Origin of the sequence: Hymenobacter properus (assembly GCF_015694735.1) — a bacterium.
GTDB lineage: Bacteria > Bacteroidota > Bacteroidia > Cytophagales > Hymenobacteraceae > Hymenobacter > Hymenobacter properus.
This window is the reverse complement of the sequence record NZ_JADQDP010000004.1, coordinates 205,623-225,113: the sequence shown is the minus strand read 5'-3', so window position 1 is coordinate 225,113 and position 19,491 is coordinate 205,623. Positions and strand designations below refer to the sequence as shown.

The 19,491-nt window shown below is 54.0% G+C and carries 17 protein-coding genes and 1 pseudogene; 14 read left to right on the top strand and 4 right to left on the bottom strand.

Annotated features, from left to right (window positions below):
* Nucleotides 1-71 precede the first annotated feature (71 nt).
* The gene (locus tag I2I01_RS17510; protein ID WP_196287800.1) at nt 72-1,520 is read left to right on the top strand and encodes a hypothetical protein; all 1,449 of its coding nucleotides are present in this window, start codon (nt 72-74) and stop codon (nt 1,518-1,520) included.
* A 6-nt stretch (nt 1,521-1,526) separates the two neighbouring features.
* Here the strand turns inward: I2I01_RS17510 and I2I01_RS17505 are convergent.
* The 4 genes and pseudogenes from I2I01_RS17505 to I2I01_RS17490 form a co-directional block, all read right to left on the bottom strand.
* Nucleotides 1,527-1,829: pseudogene (locus I2I01_RS17505) on the bottom strand (transposase); the annotation flags it as partial.
* On the bottom strand, nt 1,745-2,152 hold the full coding sequence (locus tag I2I01_RS23680) for a transposase (protein ID WP_394369286.1): 408 nt from the start codon (nt 2,150-2,152) through the stop codon (nt 1,745-1,747). The pseudogene I2I01_RS17505 and the gene I2I01_RS23680, both read right to left, overlap by 85 nt.
* Before the next feature lie 167 nt (nt 2,153-2,319).
* On the bottom strand, nt 2,320-3,621 hold the full coding sequence (locus I2I01_RS17495) for an acyltransferase family protein (RefSeq protein ID WP_196287797.1): 1,302 nt from the start codon (nt 3,619-3,621) through the stop codon (nt 2,320-2,322).
* A 6-nt stretch (nt 3,622-3,627) separates the two neighbouring features.
* Nucleotides 3,628-4,638 (bottom strand): hypothetical protein, encoded by a 1,011-nt coding sequence (locus tag I2I01_RS17490; protein ID WP_196287796.1) that lies wholly within the window; start codon nt 4,636-4,638, stop codon nt 3,628-3,630.
* Nucleotides 4,639-5,012: 374 nt separating this feature from the next.
* Here I2I01_RS17490 and I2I01_RS17485 point away from each other — a divergent pair, with 374 nt between their 5' ends.
* The 13 genes from I2I01_RS17485 (at nt 5,013) to I2I01_RS17425 (ending at nt 19,479) form a co-directional block, all read left to right on the top strand.
* Complete coding sequence (locus I2I01_RS17485) at nt 5,013-6,155, top strand: DegT/DnrJ/EryC1/StrS family aminotransferase (RefSeq protein WP_196287795.1); 1,143 nt, start codon at nt 5,013-5,015, stop codon at nt 6,153-6,155.
* Between the two features lie 15 nt (nt 6,156-6,170).
* Complete coding sequence (locus tag I2I01_RS17480) at nt 6,171-7,103, top strand: NAD-dependent epimerase/dehydratase family protein (RefSeq protein ID WP_196287794.1); 933 nt, start codon at nt 6,171-6,173, stop codon at nt 7,101-7,103.
* Between the two features lie 81 nt (nt 7,104-7,184).
* Entirely contained in the window at nt 7,185-7,748 is a 564-nt protein-coding gene (locus tag I2I01_RS17475; protein ID WP_196287793.1) for an acyltransferase, read from the top strand.
* Between the two features lie 47 nt (nt 7,749-7,795).
* Nucleotides 7,796-8,794 (top strand): glycosyltransferase, encoded by a 999-nt coding sequence (locus I2I01_RS17470; protein ID WP_196287792.1) that lies wholly within the window; start codon nt 7,796-7,798, stop codon nt 8,792-8,794.
* A gap of 626 nt (nt 8,795-9,420) precedes the next feature.
* The gene (gmd, locus tag I2I01_RS17465; protein ID WP_196287791.1) at nt 9,421-10,545 is read left to right on the top strand and encodes a GDP-mannose 4,6-dehydratase; all 1,125 of its coding nucleotides are present in this window, start codon (nt 9,421-9,423) and stop codon (nt 10,543-10,545) included.
* 82 nt (nt 10,546-10,627) lie between these two features.
* The gene (locus I2I01_RS17460) at nt 10,628-11,617 is read left to right on the top strand and encodes a glycosyltransferase family 2 protein (RefSeq protein ID WP_196287790.1); all 990 of its coding nucleotides are present in this window, start codon (nt 10,628-10,630) and stop codon (nt 11,615-11,617) included.
* A gap of 355 nt (nt 11,618-11,972) precedes the next feature.
* Nucleotides 11,973-13,364, top strand: a complete 1,392-nt coding sequence (locus I2I01_RS17455; RefSeq protein ID WP_196287789.1) for a lipopolysaccharide biosynthesis protein — start codon at nt 11,973-11,975, stop codon at nt 13,362-13,364.
* A gap of 49 nt (nt 13,365-13,413) precedes the next feature.
* Nucleotides 13,414-14,619, top strand: coding sequence for a glycosyltransferase (locus tag I2I01_RS17450; RefSeq protein ID WP_196287788.1), 1,206 nt, complete (start codon nt 13,414-13,416; stop codon nt 14,617-14,619).
* A 36-nt stretch (nt 14,620-14,655) separates the two neighbouring features.
* Entirely contained in the window at nt 14,656-15,675 is a 1,020-nt protein-coding gene (locus I2I01_RS17445) for a glycosyltransferase family 2 protein (RefSeq protein ID WP_196287787.1), read from the top strand.
* A 45-nt stretch (nt 15,676-15,720) separates the two neighbouring features.
* Nucleotides 15,721-15,876: a glycosyltransferase family 2 protein gene (locus I2I01_RS17440; RefSeq protein ID WP_196287786.1), complete on the top strand. Its 156-nt coding sequence runs from the start codon at nt 15,721-15,723 to the stop codon at nt 15,874-15,876.
* Between the two features lie 110 nt (nt 15,877-15,986).
* A complete protein-coding gene (locus tag I2I01_RS17435) occupies nt 15,987-17,411 on the top strand; it encodes a lipopolysaccharide biosynthesis protein (RefSeq protein WP_196287785.1) in 1,425 nt (474 codons plus the stop codon).
* Nucleotides 17,412-17,509: 98 nt separating this feature from the next.
* Entirely contained in the window at nt 17,510-18,535 is a 1,026-nt protein-coding gene (locus I2I01_RS17430) for a glycosyltransferase family 2 protein (protein WP_196287784.1), read from the top strand.
* A gap of 38 nt (nt 18,536-18,573) precedes the next feature.
* Complete coding sequence (locus I2I01_RS17425) at nt 18,574-19,479, top strand: glycosyltransferase family 2 protein (protein WP_196287783.1); 906 nt, start codon at nt 18,574-18,576, stop codon at nt 19,477-19,479.
* The last annotated feature ends 12 nt before the right edge of the window (nt 19,480-19,491 follow it).

Here is a 19,491-nt window from a genome sequence, read left to right as displayed (position 1 = left end):
ATTTGCACACCTTTTCTGCTACTTAACTCTCCACCGTGGTTTCTTCGACAACCGATTCATCCCGGGAAACTTTGGCGCCCATCCGCCACTCCTGGTCTTTGCACCAGCCTTGGCCGGTGCTGCGTTGCGTGCTGCTGGTATTGGCGCTGTACGCTGTGTATCTGCCGCTCAGCGGCTATAGCGTATTGCCCTGGGATGCAGAGCAATATTGGCAATTGGTTTCGCGCTTTTTTATCAACAAGAAGGATTTCTCGATTCTAAACTATGATGCCAACCTGCGGGGTTACATTGGGCCACTGCTGATAGTGCCGGTGCGAGCCGTGTGCATGGTGATGGGCTGGGCACCACTTCATGGGTCGCAGTTCATCGGTGTGTTGTGGGCCGCGCTGCTGTTTGGTTTCACTTTGCCAGCGTTCTGGAAGTGCGTTACCGGGCACGCCCTGATGGCCAAACAGTGGCTGTTGCTGGTAGGCCTGAGCTTTGTGCTGTGGGGCGACTACTTCAACTTTTGCATCCAGGATTTTCCGGCTTTCACGGCCCTGCTGCTGGCACTCATCGCGCTGGCGCAGCCTGGCTGGCGGTGGGCTGGTGTAGGCGGTCTGCTGCTGGCAATGGCTTTGAACATGCGCCCCATTTACTTGGCCAGCCTGCCCGGTGCCCTTGGCTGGTTCTGGTGGCAGCAGCGGCGCTTTGTCGCCGGCGTTGGCCCGAAGACCGGGGTAGGTGGTACTGCGTTGTCACTGCTGGCATTGGTGGCTGGGGCAGCGCTATTGCTGTTTCCTCAGGTTCTCATCAATTATCGGCATTTCGGCCATCTTTCGCCCTTGGTGCTGGCCACCGACAATGGGCACATGTCCTTTTACCTCAAGCAGCTTAACTGGGGCACGGCTTTCCAACGCTACGATTCCAGCATCGACCCCAGCCATTACGGCGGGGTACTATACGCCGACCGCGCCGGAACTCAGTTATTGGCCGCCCAGGCAAAGGGTTATTTTGAAAGTTACCAGGCACTGTTGGGCTATTACCTGCGGCACCCATTGGAGGGTATTGGCCATTACCTGCACCATACTTTCAACGGGCTCGACCTCTGGTATGCCACGCCCTATCCGATGAAGGTGGCTAAAGGTGGCCCCACGCTGGTGCAACTGTTCAACTACGTCGTGCTGGCTTTAGGCCTCGGCTACGCCTTAGTGGCCCTCAAACGAGTGGCCCTCAAACGCGCCGCAGTTCAACCCCGCGCCTTTCTCTATAATATCGGTTGGGCATTACTCGCCGCGATGCTGCCCGTGTGCGTAGCCATTCCCACAGCTGTGGAGTGTCGCTTCCTGCTGCCCCTGCACCTACTGCTAATCAGCCTGATAGCTGTGCAGTTTAGGCCTCGGCAGTTGTTGAGGCTGGGGCCAACGAAATCTATACTGGCGGTGCTGGCCATTGCCATAACTGTGTGGGGCGGTACTGCGCTATCGGCCGATACGAAACAGCAAGTCCTTCCAGCCGGTACTCAGCCCCCCGGATACTAGGAGCTGTTAACAGTGACGCAACCAGAGGACGGTCGCGCCCAGGTGGATGAAGGCCAAAAAATGGGCGTCTAACTTATCGTAGCGCGTGGCCACGCAGCGAAACTGCTTCAGGCGGCTGAAGAGCCGCTCGACGGGGTGGCGCTGGGCGTAGCGGACCGGGTCGTAGGCCCGCGGGTGGCGGCGCTTGCGCCGCGGCGGAATCACGGCGCAGGTGCCATGGGCGGCTAGGGCCGCCACGAGCGGGTCAGAATCATAACCGCGGTCGGCAACGGGGTAGGCCGGGGCCAGCCCGTCGAGCAGCGGCAAGGCTTGCGGCGTGGCGCTGGCCGTCCGTCAGGCCGCCGCGCACGAACTGGCCGCGGGCGTCGGCCACGGCATGTACCTTCGTGGTCAAGCCACCGCGGCTGCGCCCGAGGGCTTGCGGCCCGTTTTTTGCGGGCCCCGCTCGCGTGCTGGTGCGCCTGCACCGTGGTCGAATCGACCAAAAAGGTGGGCAGCGCATCGTATGCCTGCACGGCGGCCAGCACCCGGGCCCACATACCCGAGGAGGTCCAGCGCTGCAAGCGCGTATACGTCGAGTGCAAGTTGCCCCATGCCGCCGGCAAGGCCCGCCAGCGGCAGCCGTTGCGCAGCAGTCAGAGCACGGCCTCCACAAACCGGCGGTTGTCCTGCCCACGGCCGCTCTTCGTCCCCTCCCGGCCCGGTAGCAGCGGCGCAATACTCGCCCGCTGCGCATCGGTCAACAAATAGTCCATGCTCAAACATAATAGCTATTGTTAACACCTACTAGTCTATAGTTTTAGGAAAGAAATGGGTCGCTAATTTTCTTAATCCATGGCTGGAACTTTTTTTCTAATATAAAGGAGCCTGCCCACACAATTAGAAGAAAAATGGCTAGCCGAATAATATATGTTAAAGGGCTGCCAGTGAATAGGGCAGTGTGACCAAAAGAGTAGAGAATAGGGTAATGAACTATATATATCCCGTAAGATAGACTGCCAGTATAAATCAATGATTTGATGAAGCGCTGTGAGTATTGAGCGAGTTGATTCGATAGAAAGAAAAAGCATAGGGAAGAGGTATAAAAAATAGTAGGAAACAAAATGAAAGAAATATCTCTGACCTTCGATTCAGTATAGTAGTGATAAAAGGTTAGTGCAGGCACCAGTGATAAAATAAGTAACGCATATTTGAAATATTTGGAGTGCTTGTCAGTAAAAGCCATAATGATAGCGGAGCAATAGGGTAAATAGCCAAAGTCTTGAAAAGTAACGCCTTGGTAGTTTAAAATATCAGAGATTTTTTGACCAAACACCAAGACGCCAATTTTGTGCATAATGGCAAGTGGCGCATCTAGCATGCCCAATGATAGAAAAAGCAAAAGGCAGCCAGTCATTAGTGAGTAGTCTGTCGTGCTCGGGCTTTTCGGCATGTACCTAGCTAATGATAACCCCGCCAACCAAAAAGCAAACCCGAATCCGTAACTAGGTAATAGTTCAGTGTAAGTGTTTTGTGGGAGCAAGCTGAATAAACAGCCTAACACTATTGATACAACCATTAACAGTGTTGGCGATAATCGGTAGAAGGAAATTGGAATAAATAAAAGATAGAAAATGGCTTCGTAGTTCAGTGACCAAGCAGTTGGAATGGCGATTATTGTAGGAGAAAGAAATGCCTGCGCCATTATTAAATGGCTAAATATTATCTTGGCTGAATAGGTTGTGCCAGTGAAAAAATTGCTGGCTATCAGCGCTAGCAAAAGCGATACAAGGTAGATAGGATATATTCTTAAAAATCTTTTTTTAAGATATGTACTAATTTTTCCACCCTCGCCGCCGAGGGGCTTTTTGTGGGCAATGCCGATGACGTAGCCAGATAGCAAAAAAAATACAAGTACACTCAGGTGCCCGGGACCAGCAAAAGACCAAACCCCTTTGGGATAGTAATTAGGGTCAATCCAGCCATTCTGAATAGTAGAATGGCCCCATACTACGGCTATTGCGGCTACACCTCTAAGTGATTCTAAATTAAAATTAAATATCTTTTTTGGAGCAGGTAACTGGGTGGAATCCGGTTGTGCGGAGGAGACTTCTACAATCATCAAATTTTATTTAAACTTCTTTTTGGTATGATAAAGCACATCTCGCCAGAATTTTCGGTCATTAGGGCACTTCATTAGATAGCCGAGAGCCGCGCGGTAGCCGGCGGCGTATTGCCCGGCATTGAACGAGTTGATGGCGTGCTCCTTCAGGCCAATTTCGCGGTGTTCCGCCAGATAGGCCGGAATGGCCGTTGGCAGCTGCGCCACCAGCTGTTGCACCTTGGCTCGTTGGGCCGGAGCCGGGAGGCTGACAAACCCGTGGTCGAACGTGTGCGCGAGCAGGGCGTCGGCGGCCATTTTCTTGCTGCCTTCCCAGTAGTGGTACACGTAGTCTTCGGCCGGAAGGATGGTATCGCGGGTTTGCAGGATGAGCGAGAAGGCAATCTGCTCGATGATGTGCCAGTGCGACGCCGCGTATAGGTAGTCGATGAGCTGGTACACGTCGGGCAGGTAGGGTATCACGCTCGGTGCCAAGCCCAGCACGCCGGAGTTCCAGCACTGCTGGGTGCCTACAAACCGTTCTTCGCCGCGGGAGGTGTGGAAGGGGTGTGCTTCGAGCGCGGTGATGAAGTCACGCACCGTTTTGCTGCCGGGCAGCGCCATATGGGCATTGTCCTCGAAGGTAAACTCCACGGTGTGCATGACGCTGAAGCCTGGCTTTATGCTGGCCAGCAGCGGGCCGGGGTGGCGGGTGAAGAACGTATCAGAGTCGAAGAATAACAGATTGTTGGTCGGGTGCTGCCGCAGCACGTCGCCTACCACCACTGCCTTGATGCGGTGGCGGTAACCCACGGTTCCCATCATCTCGGTTTGCTGCTCGGGCGTGAGAATGACGTACTCGACCGGCAGGTGCCCCAGGTATTGCGAGAAGTAGTCGGTGCGGTCGGTGAACAACAGCACCCGCACCGGCGGCAGGGGCTCGTCGGCTTCGTAGTAGCTAAAGAAGCTTAGCACCGCGAACACCGCCCGGCGGTATTCGTTTCGGCTCCCGTAGGAGAGAATGACGAGGTTGGTCATAGGGGAGAAGGCCGGCCCGGGCAGGGCGCAGCGTTGCTGCCAGCCCGGGCCGCCTGGCAAAACTACTCGGCATTTGCCACAGTAGCCTAGCGCGTAGCGGAAAGGGGCGGCCGGCCGCTGCAAAACGAGCGGTTGGGCCGGTCAGCATTTGACCGGCCCGCAAGGCGCAGCGCTTCCGCAGCAGGAAGCAAAGACCAGCCCGCGCCGCTTAATCGGGGCAGGAAATGGGATGGCGTGGCCTTTAGCCTGGGCCGGAAATGCCAGCCGAAGCGTCCGGCTGCCCGGCCGGGCCGGGCGCTTTTTGCTGGGTTATTCGCCGACCGGCCCTTAAGGGCAAATTCGCCGTGGTATCTTTGCCCATTCACGATAATACCATGACCGATAGCACCAGCACGCCTCTTGCGCCAGGCGAGAAGCCCATTTCAATGTTTTCCACCTTCGTACATCCCTCGGCGCCTCAGCGGGTTGCCGAAGTGCTGGCCAGCACCATGCTCAGCGAAGGCAAGCAAGTTAAAGCGTTTGAGGAGCAGCTAGCCGAGCGGTTTGGGCTGGTGCACCCGGCGGCGCTCAACAGCGGGACCAGTGCCTTGCACCTGGCCCTCGAAGTGGCCGGGGTAGGCGCCGGCGATGAAGTTATCCTGTCGGCCCAAACCTTCATTGCTTCGGCAATAACCATTGTTCAAACCGGGGCCAAACCCGTTTTTGCCGACATTTACTACGAAAACGGCAACATCAACCCCGCCGACATCGAGCACCGCATCACGGCGCGCACCAAGGCCATTATGGCCGTGCACTGGGGCGGCTACCCGTGCGACATGGACGAAATCCGGGCCATTGCGGCCCGCCACGGCCTGGCGGTCATCGAAGATGCGGCCCACGCCATCGGCGCCACCTACCGGGGCCAAGCCATCGGCGCCATCTCCGATTATACCTGCTTTAGCTTTCAGGCCATCAAGCACCTGACTACCGGCGACGGGGGCGCCCTGTGCGCTCTCGACCCGGCCAAAGCCCGCGAAGTCTTTCGGCGTCGCTGGTTCGGCATTGACCGGGCCAACTCGCCGGTATCGGAAACCGGCGAGCGGGTGTACGACCTGACCGACGTAGGCTACAAGTACCACCTGTCGGACTACGCGGCCACCCTCGGGCTGGCCAACCTCAACGGGTTTGAGGAGCGCATGGCGCACCGGCGGCAGCTGGTGGCGCAGTACCAGCAGGGGCTGGCCAACGTGCCCGGCCTGAAGCATTTCGAGCACCAGTCCGACCGAGAGAGCGCCAACTGGCTGTTCGGGTTCCACGTCGAAAACCGCCCTGCCTTTATGCGCCACCTGAAGGCGCACGGCATTGCATCCTCGGTGGTGCACGACGGCATTGACCGCAACACCCTGTTTGGCGGCAAACGAATGGATTTGGTGCAGCAGCGCCGCTTCGACGAAACACAGGTGCACGTGCCGCTGCACGACGACCTCACCGCCGAGCAGGTGGACTACATCATTCGCACCATCAAACAAGGCTGGTAAGCCCCTGTGCCGTTTATGAAAGTTGTATTGTTTGGGGCCCAGGGCTTCGCCGGCCGCAACGTGGCCAACGAGCTGCGCCAGCATCAGATTGAAGTCATTGAGAGTTCTCTCCGCGACGGTCTCGACCTGCGCGACGCCGATGCTGTCACCGCGTTTCTGCGCGTGCATCAGCCCACGCACATCGTCAATTGCGCCGCCCACGTGGGCAGCCTGAATTACGTGACCGAGAAGGCCGCCACCGTAGTAGCCGATAACTCGCGCATGATTCTGGGGATGTACGAGGCCATCGCCACCGCCTGCCCGCAGGCCCTGGTTATCAATCCGATTGCCAATTGCGCCTACCCCGCCAAAGCCGACCTCTTCCGCGAAGACGAGTGGTGGGACGGCCACCTGCACCGCTCGGTGCTGAGCTACGGCGCCACCCGCCGCCTGCTGTGGGCTACTGCCGAGTGCTTTCAGATGCAGTACGGCATCCGCAGCATCAACCTGCTCACGCCCAACATGTATGGGCCATACGACTCAACCGACCCGAACAAGGCGCACGCCCTCAATGCGCTGATTTCGAAGTTCGTGAAGGCTGAGAAAATTGCGCAGCCCGAGCTGCCCATCTGGGGCACGGGCGTAGCCATCCGCGAGTGGCTCTACGCCCCGGACTTTGCCCGCATTGTGCGCGCCGTGCTGGAGCAGCCCGACCGCTCCGGGCTGGAAACTCCGCTCAACGTGGCCCAGAACGATGGCCTCAGCGTAAAGGAGCTGGTGGACATTATCCAGAGCAAGTTCGACTACCAAGGCCGCGTGGTGTGGGACCACACCAAGCCCGACGGTGCGCCCAAGAAAGTGATGGACGATACCCGTTTCCGGCAGGTATTTCCGAGCTTTGAATTTACCGACTTCGAGCAGGGTATTGCCAATACCATTGCTTACTACGAATCGGTATTCCCGTACTAAAGTCTTGGCCATTAGCCGCAATGCGAGTAACGGCGCTGTTGCTCACGTTGCGGCCATTATCAACCCAATCGTTTTTTATCCATGGCAGCCATTTCCGGTTCGGCCCAATATGACCAGACACTGCTCAAAAGCTGCGGTGAAGACGTGTTCATCAGCGCCAATGTTGAAATACGCCGGCCGCATCTGGTGACCGTGGGCCGCCACGTGGCCATCGATTCGGGGGTGTACCTGACCACGGCCGCGCAAATCGGCGACTACGTGCACCTCTCGCCCTACATCACCTGCATCGGCGGGGCCCAGAGCACGCTGATAGTGGAAGACTTCGTGACCATAGCCGCCGGCAGCCGGCTCATTTGCGGCTCCGACCGGTTTATGGGCGACGGGTTTACCAGCGTGACGGTGCCCGATGAGTTTCGGGACTCCGTTGATTTTGGCACCATCCGGTGCGGGCGCTTCGCGGGAGTGGGCACCAACGTCGTCATCATGCCCAACGTGACGTTGGGCGAGGGCAGCGTGGTAGGCGCCTGCTCTTTCGTGACGGAAGACACGGAGCCGTGGACGGTGTACGTAGGAGTGCCCGCCCGGCCCATCAAGGTGCGCCCGCGCGAGAAGATGCTGGAGTATGCCCGCCGCCTGGGCTACTGATACGGCAGCACTGTTCCGGCGGCCCCTTTCCTAACTCCTTTTCCCTTATGTACACGCTTTCCTACGTTCTGACAACTTACAACAAGCTGCCTTTTCTCCGGCAGGTGACCGAGCGGCTGATTGCGGCCCGGCAGCCCGACGAAGAGATTGTGGTGTGCGACGGAGGCAGCAGCGACGGCACCAAAGAATACCTGCAGGCCTTGTTTGAGGCCGGGAAAATTCAGCAATTCGTTTCGGAGCGCGACAAAGGCGAGGCCCACGGCTTCAACAAAGGCTTTATGCGGGCCCGGGGCGTACTGCTTAAGCTCATCACCGACGACGACGCTTTCTGCTACCCGGCCATTGCCGAGGCCAAGCAATTCATGCTGGCCAACCCGGAAGTAGACGTGCTGACGGGCAATACCGGCCTGATTCATCTGGAACACCTGGAAACCGTGAGCCTGTACGACGACGTGGCCGATAATTTCCGGCGCTGGCTCGACCAGAAAGAGGTGGTATGGATGATTGGCCTGCCCCTGATTATCCGGCGCGAGTCGCTGGCCCTGACCGGCTTGCTGCACACGGGCAGCGTTCAGGTTGACACCGAGTTTACTTATCGCATCACCAGCCTCAACGTAAACCTGGCCTGGAGCACAGCCATCATAAGCGTACGCTTGGAGAACCCGCAAAGCAATTTCCGGCTGATGAACAGCGGCAAGAACGGACGCCGGGCCAGCGACGAAGAAGCCGACCGCATTCGCTACTACTACGACAAACGCTACAGCAGCCTGAAAAACGTGCTGAAACAGCGCGTTCCGCTCGACATGTTGAAAAAGCCTTTGCGGCCCCTGAAGCGCATTCTATTCGACGTACTCAAGCGGCCTCAATACCAGGGCAATAGTAGCATGAGCACGGGTTACACGGGCGGTTCGGCTCTCGACGACGCCACGCGCCTGTCGGTCGCTTTTGAGGTGGCCGATAAGTTTATGGCCGCGCACAACGCGGCCAATCCGACTCAGTTTCTCTTCAAAGCCAATCAAATCACGAAGGCGCTGACGGCCGAGTAGGCCGCCAGACCCCAGCTACGCCAGAAAGGCCAGACGACAAGCTTAGGTATTGGGAAGCAATTTCGGGGGAGCCCGGCGATGGCGGGGCCAAGACCTGGGCCATACTATCCGGTTGCCGGGTGAGCACGTCATGGGTGCTGATTGTCAATTATTAACTTGATTATCAGAATATTATTTGGGTGTTGAGTGATGCCATAAACGGGGCGAAGGGGCGTTGGCCGGCGAAATGAGTTGCTTGCCAGTCATCATTTTGAGTTACCTTTGCTCCGTCGATTGGTTTGTGCCATCGCCAGGCTCGCGGAGAAGCGTTGCGTAGAAGACGCCGCATCTGTACACAATCAATTAGCCTGCCCGCGCCACATCGTACCCCAAATAGGGATGGTGCGGCGGCTTGGTGCGGGGTGGTTAGAGCGTTGGTGAATAAGTCCCGTAAACCAGTCAGCGAATCTGGACCCGTTCGGGGTGCATTGCGAGTTTATCATGGTGTTGAGCGTTGATTTGGGAAGATATTTCTCTTCATGTCAATGCGATAACAAAAGTGATATAACCACTTCCCCAGTTTTTTCTTCTATTCCTTTTGCCCTGTACTTGTTTGCAGGATTAAAAATTTTACCCCATCGTCTGATATGAAAGTAGCCCTTATCACTGGAATTACTGGCCAGGACGGAGCTTATTTGGCCGAGCTTCTCCTTGGAAAAGGCTACGAAGTGCATGGTATCAAACGCCGTTCGTCATTGTTCAATACCGACCGCATTGACCATCTGATTGCAAGCGACCGCGGCGAGAAAAACCCGCGCTTGACCAACCATTACGGCGACCTGACCGATTCTACCAACCTGATTCGCATTATTCAGGAAGTGCAGCCGGATGAGATTTACAATCTGGGGGCCATGTCGCACGTAAAGGTGTCTTTCGACTCGCCGGAGTATGTCGCCGACGTGGATGGCATTGGCACGCTGCGCATTCTGGAAGCCGTGCGGCTGTTGAACCTGACTAAGAAGACGCGCATTTACCAAGCCAGCACGTCGGAGCTCTACGGCCTGGTGCAGGAAGTGCCTCAGTCGGAAAAGACCCCCTTCTACCCCCGCTCGCCCTACGCCGTGGCCAAGATGTACGGTTTCTGGATTACGGTAAACTACCGCGAAGCCTACGGTATGTATGCCTGCAACGGCATCTTGTTTAACCACGAAAGCCCGTTGCGCGGCGAAACCTTCGTGACCCGCAAAATTACCCGCGGCGTGGCGCAGATTGCGCTGGGCATGCGTGATGATATCGCCCTAGGCAATCTCGACGCCAAGCGCGACTGGGGCCACGCCAAGGACTATGTGGAAGCTATGTGGCTGATTCTGCAGCAAGACACACCGGAAGATTTTGTCATTGCCACTGGCGTAACGACAACCGTACGCGACTTCGTGCGCATGGCCTTTGCCGAAGTGGGAATTGAAGTGGCGTTTGAAGGCGAAGGAGTAGCGGAAATCGGCCGTGTAGTAGCCTGCGCCAACCCCGAGTTTCAGGTGCCCGCTGGGCAAGTAGTGTGTCGTGTCGACCCGGCCTACTTTCGCCCGACTGAAGTAGACTTGCTCATTGGCGACCCCGCCAAGTGCAAGGCCAAATTGGGCTGGGAGCCCCGGCACGACCTGCCCGCCCTGGTACAGGATATGGTGCGGGCAGATGTCGCCTTGTTCCAGCGAGATGCTTACCTGCTAAGGGGGGGGCACAAGGTCAACTACCAGCACGAGCAACACCAATAAAAAGGGTGGGAATGCTCCTGAATTTTTGTGTCAACACTTCTTGCAAAGCAAACCTAAGTTTGTTAGCTATTAACAGACAAATATGTCTGAGATGATTAGGAAGGTAGGTGGATTGGCAAAGGGTTTTGTAATGAGCCTGTATGCACTATACGATAAAAGCCAAATAGCTGATAGCTCTGCAAAATTAAGACAATTTTATTTTAGCTTATTCCTTGATTCATGCCAATTGCCGGATGGCCTTCCGAGCGAAGCGGTGGCAATCAAGCAAAGCTTGGATAAAATTGGCAAAATTCCTTTGCTTCCTCCCCTCGTTGAGCCAACGGTTTCGGTAATCATTCCTCACTACAATCAACCTGTCTTTTTGCGTGAAGCTTTAGCTGCGCTAGCCACGCAAACAGTCAAGCCAGAGGAAGTGATTATTGTTGACGACATTTCCACCAATATTTCCAAAAGCGGATTAGAAACTCTTGTTGATGAGTTTAAAGCTCATCTAGAAATCAAGCTTGTAATTGCTAATCAAAAGCTTTATGCTGGAAGAGCTCGGCAGCTAGGTGCTGATGTAGCATCTGGCGCCATTCTCATAATGCACGACGCCGACGATGTTTCGCATCCGCAGAGAATAGAATTCACTAAAAAGCTATTCAAGTTACATGATAATTTGTATCATTTGAATATAGGTTTTGTTCAGTTTAGAGGGGGGTTCTTTCCGTATATTCGACAGTTCGTTACGTCTGAATTGATGCAGCGTATTTACACTCCAGATAAACTAAAAGAGAGACAAGCAGCAATGTTTGAGCATCAGCTTTTCTCGACTCGTAAAATATATGGAATCAATTTTGGAGACTATTCAATAGGAGATTTCCAGGCTTCTGGAGGACATGTAGCATATCGAAAAGAACTGGCCGCGTATGTTAAGTGGCCTTCTCCTGATAATTTTTATTTTACTGCTTACGAGGACTACGATTTTAATTTTATTCTATTCCTAGCCCTCAAAGGAAGTGCCTCTTATACGATTGATTTGCCCCTTTTTTATTATAGGCAAGGCAGTACAACTAATCAGGTTTATTATTGAGGGAATGCTAGATAAAAGCATAATTTTCTTGTGCAATAATTTAGTCGATCTGCTGTACTTGCCGAAGTGAGGAGGAATGGATATCAGAGCATAGTGAAAGTGTTTATAATACTTTGCGATGTATTGCAGGCTGTATGATATATGTTTAACTTATTCTTTTAATCGTTTGGCAGTTTGCATTGCAGTATATCTATTTTGGTGGCAAGTCTAGCTATTATAATAAATATATAAAATACTGTTGGTGTGACTCAATACTTCATTGATATACAGTGTAGTGTCTATAGCGTACTATGTCGAACCACGTAATTATTTCATATTAAGCTTACCTGCCTGCCTAAACCTAATACATCTGTTAATGAAAAATATTGTTAAAAATACTTTTGCTCAAATAAAGCAGGAAGGGTCTTTTACACGAAATTTTGCTGTTTCTTTCACCGGCACAACGCTGGTAACGGCAATCGGACTCCTTACGACTCCCATCATATCCAGGCTGTACTCACCGGTCGAATACGGCCAGTTATCAATTTTCAACTCTGTTATAAATAATATAGTTGCTATATCAATGCTTGCTTATACTAATGCTATTCCCTTACCTAAATACAAGGGTGTAGCTCTTCTTTTGGCGAAGATGTGTTTCATTCTTGCGCTATGCACATTTTTGTCGGCAACAGGGGTCTTGGTATTGTTTATAGACCCGATTGCGGCTTGGCTAAATGTTGAAAATAATAAAAACTGGCTGTATATAATACCTGTTTCGGTGTTTATATACAGTATTAATATGATTTTCAATAGTTGGCTTACAAGATATAAGAAATTTGAGAAAAAGACTGTATTATCTATCTCAACATCGATTATCAGCAGGGGGTTTACTATTTCCTATGGCTTTTTCATAGCTGGCCAGTTGGTAGGATTACTTTTAGGAGATTTTATAAATAAAATTTCAGAATTATTCGGATATTTATTATCTAGAGAGAGTAAGCTACTTAGTGCCCGCAATGCATTGCGGAATCTATCAGTTAAGAACTTGTGGCGGGTAGCAAAGTGGTATCGAGAGTTTCCACTATACATGATGACAGGTGGGTACATAAGCATGTTGTCATATCAATTTCCTATTTTTATCTTGAATCGTGGCTTCGGCTCTGCAGTTGTTGGGTTTTATTCTTTTTCAATTAGCCTGCTTGAATTGCCTATCAATCTTATAGGCTCTGCAATCGCTCCTGTATTTTATCAGAAAGCATCTGAAACTCAGAATAATAACCCTGAAAGGTTGTCTGAGATTACATTGTCGCTTTATTATAAGATGCTGTATTTAGGGCTGTTCCCATTCGGCGTTATTACTATTTTTGGGGATTTGCTTTTTGGCTACGTATTTGGCAAACAATGGATTACAGCTGGGTTATTTACTGGCTATCTAGGGTATTATTATGTCTTTAAATTGACATCTCAATCCACTAGTTACATTTATACAATCCTCAAACGGCAGCGCTATCAGCTTATTGGTAATATCATACTGATGGCTGCTAGGGCAGTTGGACTTGCAATTGGTATTATGAGGGGCGATGTAAATGAGGCAATGCTGTTGTTCGGCCTGAGTAGTTTGGTCTGTACATTCATGATAGATATGCACATACTTCACCTGCTGAAGCTCCCTGTTCTGCGTATTGCAGCTCGGAGTATTTTTTTGCTGTCTGCAGTCTTGTTATTGTTAAAACTGCTGCGATTAGGGTTGGAAAATTATGTTTTTTAACATGCGTAATTACTGAGCCAACAGGTTTTTAATTCAACAAAGCTTTACTATGCCCACTATCCGCGGATTACAGTTTCGAATAGCGCAGGCGCTGCACGCCTCGGCCGATAGAGTATTTCGGCCCGATGGCAACGAAATACTCGACATTGGGGCCGAACGTATCGGGCCGACGAGCAAGCGGGCACTCATCAGCTACGTGCACCGTTCCATTCCGTATTACGTGGCGGGCGACGTGCAAAAATTTCCCCGCATCAACGAGCACACCATGTACTGGGAAGCCGCAGAGATGGTACGGCAACTCAACGAGGCTGGCTACGTGGTCGATTTTTATGATGCCTTCAACCCCAGCGCCGCCCCCATCAATTGGGACAAGTATGAGCTGGTAATTGACGAGCAGGACCGCATGGCAGGCGTTGAGAAACGCCGCTCCGATCTGACCAAAATATATTACTGCACCGGCAACCATTGGCTGTTTCATAACCGTGCCGAACTGAACCGCATTTGGTCATTTCATGAGCGCCACGGTATTTACGTGGCACCCGAGCGGCAGATACCAGCCAATTTTGCTGACCAGACTGCCGATTACATGACCTATTTTGGCGCGCCATTTCAGGTGCAAAACTTCGATTCGCGCCCGCACAAGCATTTACTTGATATTTCAGCTGTATATGAGCCCGAATTCCGGCGCAAGAACTACGATGTAGCTCGCCGGAACTTTATCTGGTTGGGTAGCCACGGCCACCTGCTAAAAGGGCTAGATGTGGCGGTTGAGGCCTTTATGCAGACGCCTGAACTGCATCTCTACATCTGCGGTAATGCTGAGCGTGAACCGCAGTTCTGGCAGTGGCTGAAACCGATACTTGATACGCACTCCAACATTCATTACCAGGGCTGGACCGACGTGAGTAGCACTAAGTTTGCCGAACTAGCCCATAAGTGCGTTGGAACGGTGTATGCTAGCTCGACAGAGGGCGGGGCAGGGTCGGTGGCCCAGCTTACCCACTTCGGGCTGGTGCCAATCGTGACAGAGTCGGCGGCCGTGCGCTCAGCCGAGGCCCACGGCACCGTTATTCGCAGCCAGGAGCCGCTGGAAATCGTGCCTCAGTTGGTGCGGGCTATCCGCGAGCTGGCCAGCTTGCCTGATGCCGACTTGCACGCGCGGTGCGAAGCCGTGTACGCCTTCGGCCGGGCCCACCATACCCGCGCAGCCTACGCCCGCAGTTTTGCCGGCCTGCTGGAGAAAGTCGTGCGCTGAGGCTGTCCGTATTCGTTCGATTGTTTCCTTCTGCTGATGCCTGTTACCATTCTCGTTAAATCATTTAACCGGCCCTATTACCTCGACCGATGTCTGCGTAGCATTCAGGAATGCCTAAGAGGCGAATATGAAGTGGTGGTGTTGGACGATGGTACTCCTCCAGCATATCTCGACGAAATTCGTCGCCGCTACCCCGCCGTTCGCATTGAGTTGTCAGAGGCTTACGAAGCCAAAGTAGCCCAGATTGAGGCGCACGCGGCCGGCGGGCCGGCCTTTAGCCTGCGCAATATTCCGACCAAGCTGTGGCGCAAAGGAGTAGAGCAGGCTTCAGCTGTGGTGTGCATGCTGGAAGACGATATTTGGGTGACGCGCCCCTTCGACCTAGATGCAGCGACTGCATATATGCGCGAGCGTCAGATTGTACTTACCAAGATGTATTGGGGCGGCGACCCCAGTAGCTTCGAGGGCAAGCTGGCCGAGGCTGGCCCCGACCTGCGGGAGTACCGCCCGGCCCTGCCCAAAGGTCCGGAATGGTTTACACGTCTAGTGCTGCTCAACCAGTTTAAAGCCCATTCCATTCTACACCGCCTGCGGCTGGTGCCGGAGGGCATCTACTACCAACTGCCGTTCTACGGGCTGTACTCGGTGGCTTCGGCGTTGTTCGACCGCGAGTTCTGGCTGCATCTGTGGCCGGCCACGCAGCAGCGGGCCGATGAAGTCCACCAATTGGCCCGCGCGCTGAACTGGACTAAGCGAAGGCCATCGCGTTTTGCTAAAACCGAGCAGGAAATTACCCAAACCTCGTTTATTACATCGGCTACCAATGGCTTTCCCGGTGTAGAGTTCGACGTGTTTGCCTTCAACCACTACCTCAACCAGGCATGGCTGCGCGGCGAGTTCGACGCGATGCAGGCCTACCCCCGCGACTTTACCCCCGAGTATCTAGGCCCGGTGCTTGACCGGGCCGCCGACCCGCGCTGCACATTCGCCAACTGGTTGCGCTGGATTGAACACTTCAAGCAAGTGTACGCCAGCATGGGCGTGGTGGTAGAATAGCCGCCGCGCGGCCCACTTCCTCCGATACTCACCTTATTGCGCTTTATGGCTGCTACGTTTTTCAGCATTGTTACTCCCATCTACAACCGCGCCGACCTCATCGGCCTGACGCTGGAATCGGTGCTGGGCCAAACGTACCCGCAACTGGAAATCCTAGTGGTGGACGATGGCAGTAAGGACAATATCGCCGAAGTGGTGTAGCGCTACGCCGCCGACCCGTGCCTGCGCTACTACCCCAAGCAAAACGCAGAGCGCAATGGTGGTGGGCAAATGGCCTGTTGATAGCAATAAACTCAGGCCAAGAAATAATTATGATTAAACGACTCACCAGCGTAGTTAAAAATAACTTAAGTGCGCTTCAGCAAAAGGGTTCGTTTACTCGTAACCTTGCCATTACCCTGTCCGGCTCAACGCTGAGTACACTAATTGGCATTCTGCTCACGCCGGTGGTGTCGCGAATTTACTCGCCTATTGCCTATGGGCAATTTGCTGTGTACAACGCACTGGTCAGTAACCTCAATTTGCTGACCACGCTGTCGTATCCGGGAGCATTTCTACTACCGCGGCGGCGCCTGCATTTTCTGGCGCTGGTTCAGTTAACGCTGTTGGTTACGCTGTCGAGCTGCATCATGCTAACCATCGGGCTGGGATTTGCAGGGCCTTGGATAGTGAAGCAGTTGCACGTAGAAGGGTTGGGTAATTGGTTTTATACCCTGCCACTAATGTTGCTGATGTTTAATATAAACGGTGGCCTCAGCTTGTGGTACATGCGAGATAAGCAGTTTGGTAAGCGAGTAGGTGTAGAAATTGCAACTAACATGGCAACTAAGGGCTTTACGGTCGGCTACGGCTTGCTAATACAGGGCAACGTGGTTGGGTTGCTGTTAGCGGATTTCTTTAATCGCCTTTCGGCCACCATCATGTTGGCCTTGGGCAGCATTCGGCAAGAGTTCAAGAGCGTATTGCGAACATTCTCCTGGAGAAGGCTGTGGCTGATAGCTTATAGGTATCGGAAATTTCCTTTGATTTACATGCCAGGGGGGTACGTTTATGTAGCATCAACGCAGCTACCTGTTTTTCTGCTCGCGCCGGTGTTCGGTGCTGCGTCGGTTGGGCTTTATTCGTTTTCGATGAGCCTGCTGGAGATGCCAGTCAACGTACTGGGCGCGGCCATTGTACCAGTATACATGCAAAAGGCCACGGAAACTTACCGGGAGACCCCCGAGCGGTTGCCCAGCATTACGCTAAGCTTGTATTATAAGCTGTTGTATATCGGAGTAGTACCGTTTAGTATTGTGACGGTTTACGGCGATGTGCTGTTTCGGGTCGTGTTTGGGGCTAAGTGGGAAATGGCAGGTGTTTTCACCGGCTATTTAGGCTTTTATTCGCTGTTCAAGCTGCTATCGCTTGGTACTTCGGGAATTTACAACATCATGGAGCGGCAGAAGTATTATCTGTACGCCAACATGCTGCTTCTCGCCATCCGGGCTGTCGGTTTGGGCATTGGCGTATCTACCCATAACCTCGACCTGACGCTACTTCTATTTGGGGCGGGCAGCCTGCTCGCCACGTTTGCCGTGGACTTACACGTGCTGTACCTGCTGAAGCTGCCCGTGGTACGTATTGCGTTGCGCACGCTGTTTCTCATCGGAGCCACAGTGCTGCTGGTTAAGCTGTCACGTTGGGGGTTTACCCCACTCTTTCCTAAGTTTCTGGCTGTGACGCCACGGCCTTGAACAGCCCGGCCGGGCCTTGCTAATTTTGCGCAGCTGCGCTGTGCTATTCGTTTGTCATTGCCTGCCGGGGCTGCCGCGGTCAGGCCGAAATAATTACCATGTCGACTGCCGTTTCTATCCTCGTCAAATCTTTCAACCGGCCGTATTATCTCGACCGTTGCCTGCGCAGCATTTACGAGCAGGTGACCGGAAATTTTACTATCACGGTACTCGACGATGGTACTCCCCCCGCGTACCTAGCCGAAATCACGCGCCGCTACCCGCAAGTGCACATTGTGCGCTCCGATTTGTATGACGCCAAAGTGGCGCAACTGGAAGCTCATGCAGCTGGCGGACCAAAGTTTTCGTTGCGCCTAATTCCTACTCAACTCTGGATTGCAGGAGTTGAGGCCGCAACGCCCATTTTTTGCTTGCTAGAAGACGATATCTGGATGACCCATCCGGTCAACCTTACCGAACTGGCCGACTACATGCAAGCGCGCCAAGTGGTGATGACCAAGTTTTACTGGGGCGGGAACATGAATACGTTCAAAGCCGACATGGGCGTGCGCAGCAATGGCTTACAGGAATACTCGTTGACGTTGCCGGCCGGCCCGGGGTGGTGGTTACGCGCGCTGCTGCTCAATCGGTTCAAGCTGCATTCAGTGTTGCACCGGCTCGGGCTAGCCAAGGAGGGCATTTATTTCCAACTGCCGTTTTACGGGTTGTACTCCGTAGCCTCGGCCGCTTTTCGTAAAGACTATTGGCTGAATTTGTGGTCGGCGGGCCAAAAGCAGGCCGATGAGGTGCACCAATTGGCCCGCGCTCTGCGCTGGACGCGGCAGCACCTCGCGCGCTTCGCCAAATCGGAAGTGGAGCTGACGCAAACCTCGTTCACCTCGTCGGCCACTAACATGTTCAAGGACGTGGACTTCGACGTCATCACGGCCAACCACTACCTCAACCAGGCGTGGCTGCAAGGGCGGTTCGACGTCATGCAAGGTTACCCGCGCGACTTTGACCCCGCCGCCCTGAAATTCGTTTTCGACGATGCCAATGACCCCCGTTGTACCTACGCCAACTGGCTGCGCTGGATTGAACGCTTCAAGCAAGTGTATGCCAGCATGGGCGTGATAGTGGACTAACCCCGATGCCGGCTCCGATTGACTTTTCAACCCACTTCATGGCTGCTCCTTTTTTCAGCATTGTAATCCCCACATACAATCGCGCCGACCTTATCGGCCTGACCTTGCAATCGGTGCTGGGCCAAACCTTCCCGCACATGGAAATCCTAGTGGTGGACGATGGCAGCAAGGACAACACTGCCGAGGTGGTGCAAGGCTACGCTGCCGACCCTCGCCTGCGCTACTACCCCAAGGAAAATGCTGAGCGCGGCGCTGCCCGAAACTACGGTTTCGTCCGCGCCGCAGGCGAATACGTACTGTTTCTGGATTCGGACGACCGATTTCATTCCGAGCACCTGGCTACACTGCACGCCAAGATTCAGGAATTAAAACAGCCCAATTTTATTGCCACTAAGTACAATTTCGACCGCGCCGGCGTCATTGCCCCCAGCGACACGGCGGCCCTGGCCGAGGGCTGGTATGGGCTCGATACCTTCGTGCACGGCAATGCGCTGGCCTGCAACATTTGCATCCGCCGCCAGAACCCGAGTCTGCACCTTTTCGAGGAAGACCGCCGCTACGCCGCCGTGGAAGACTGGATGTTCATGTTGGAAAACACGCAGCAGGACCGGATTTACCTCGTCGATGCCGTGACGCTCACCATGAACGACCACGACCAACGCTCCATGCGTTCGGACAACTCGGCCCTGGTTCGCCGCCTGGAACTGGCCCTGGAGTGGATGCTGCGGCGGGTAGCCCTCACGGCTGAGCAGCGGCGCACGCTCACGGGGCGGGTGTACTACCTGTGCGCCATCCACGCTTACGCCGACCGCCACCGCGGCCAAGCCTGGGGCTACGCCCGCAAGGCCGCGCCCTATTTGCCTCTGGGCACCGCGGCTGTGCTGCTGGCCCGATGCCTGTTAGGCGAGGGGGTGGTGCAAGGCCTGAAAAAATTTCGCGCATAACCCCGGCTCACC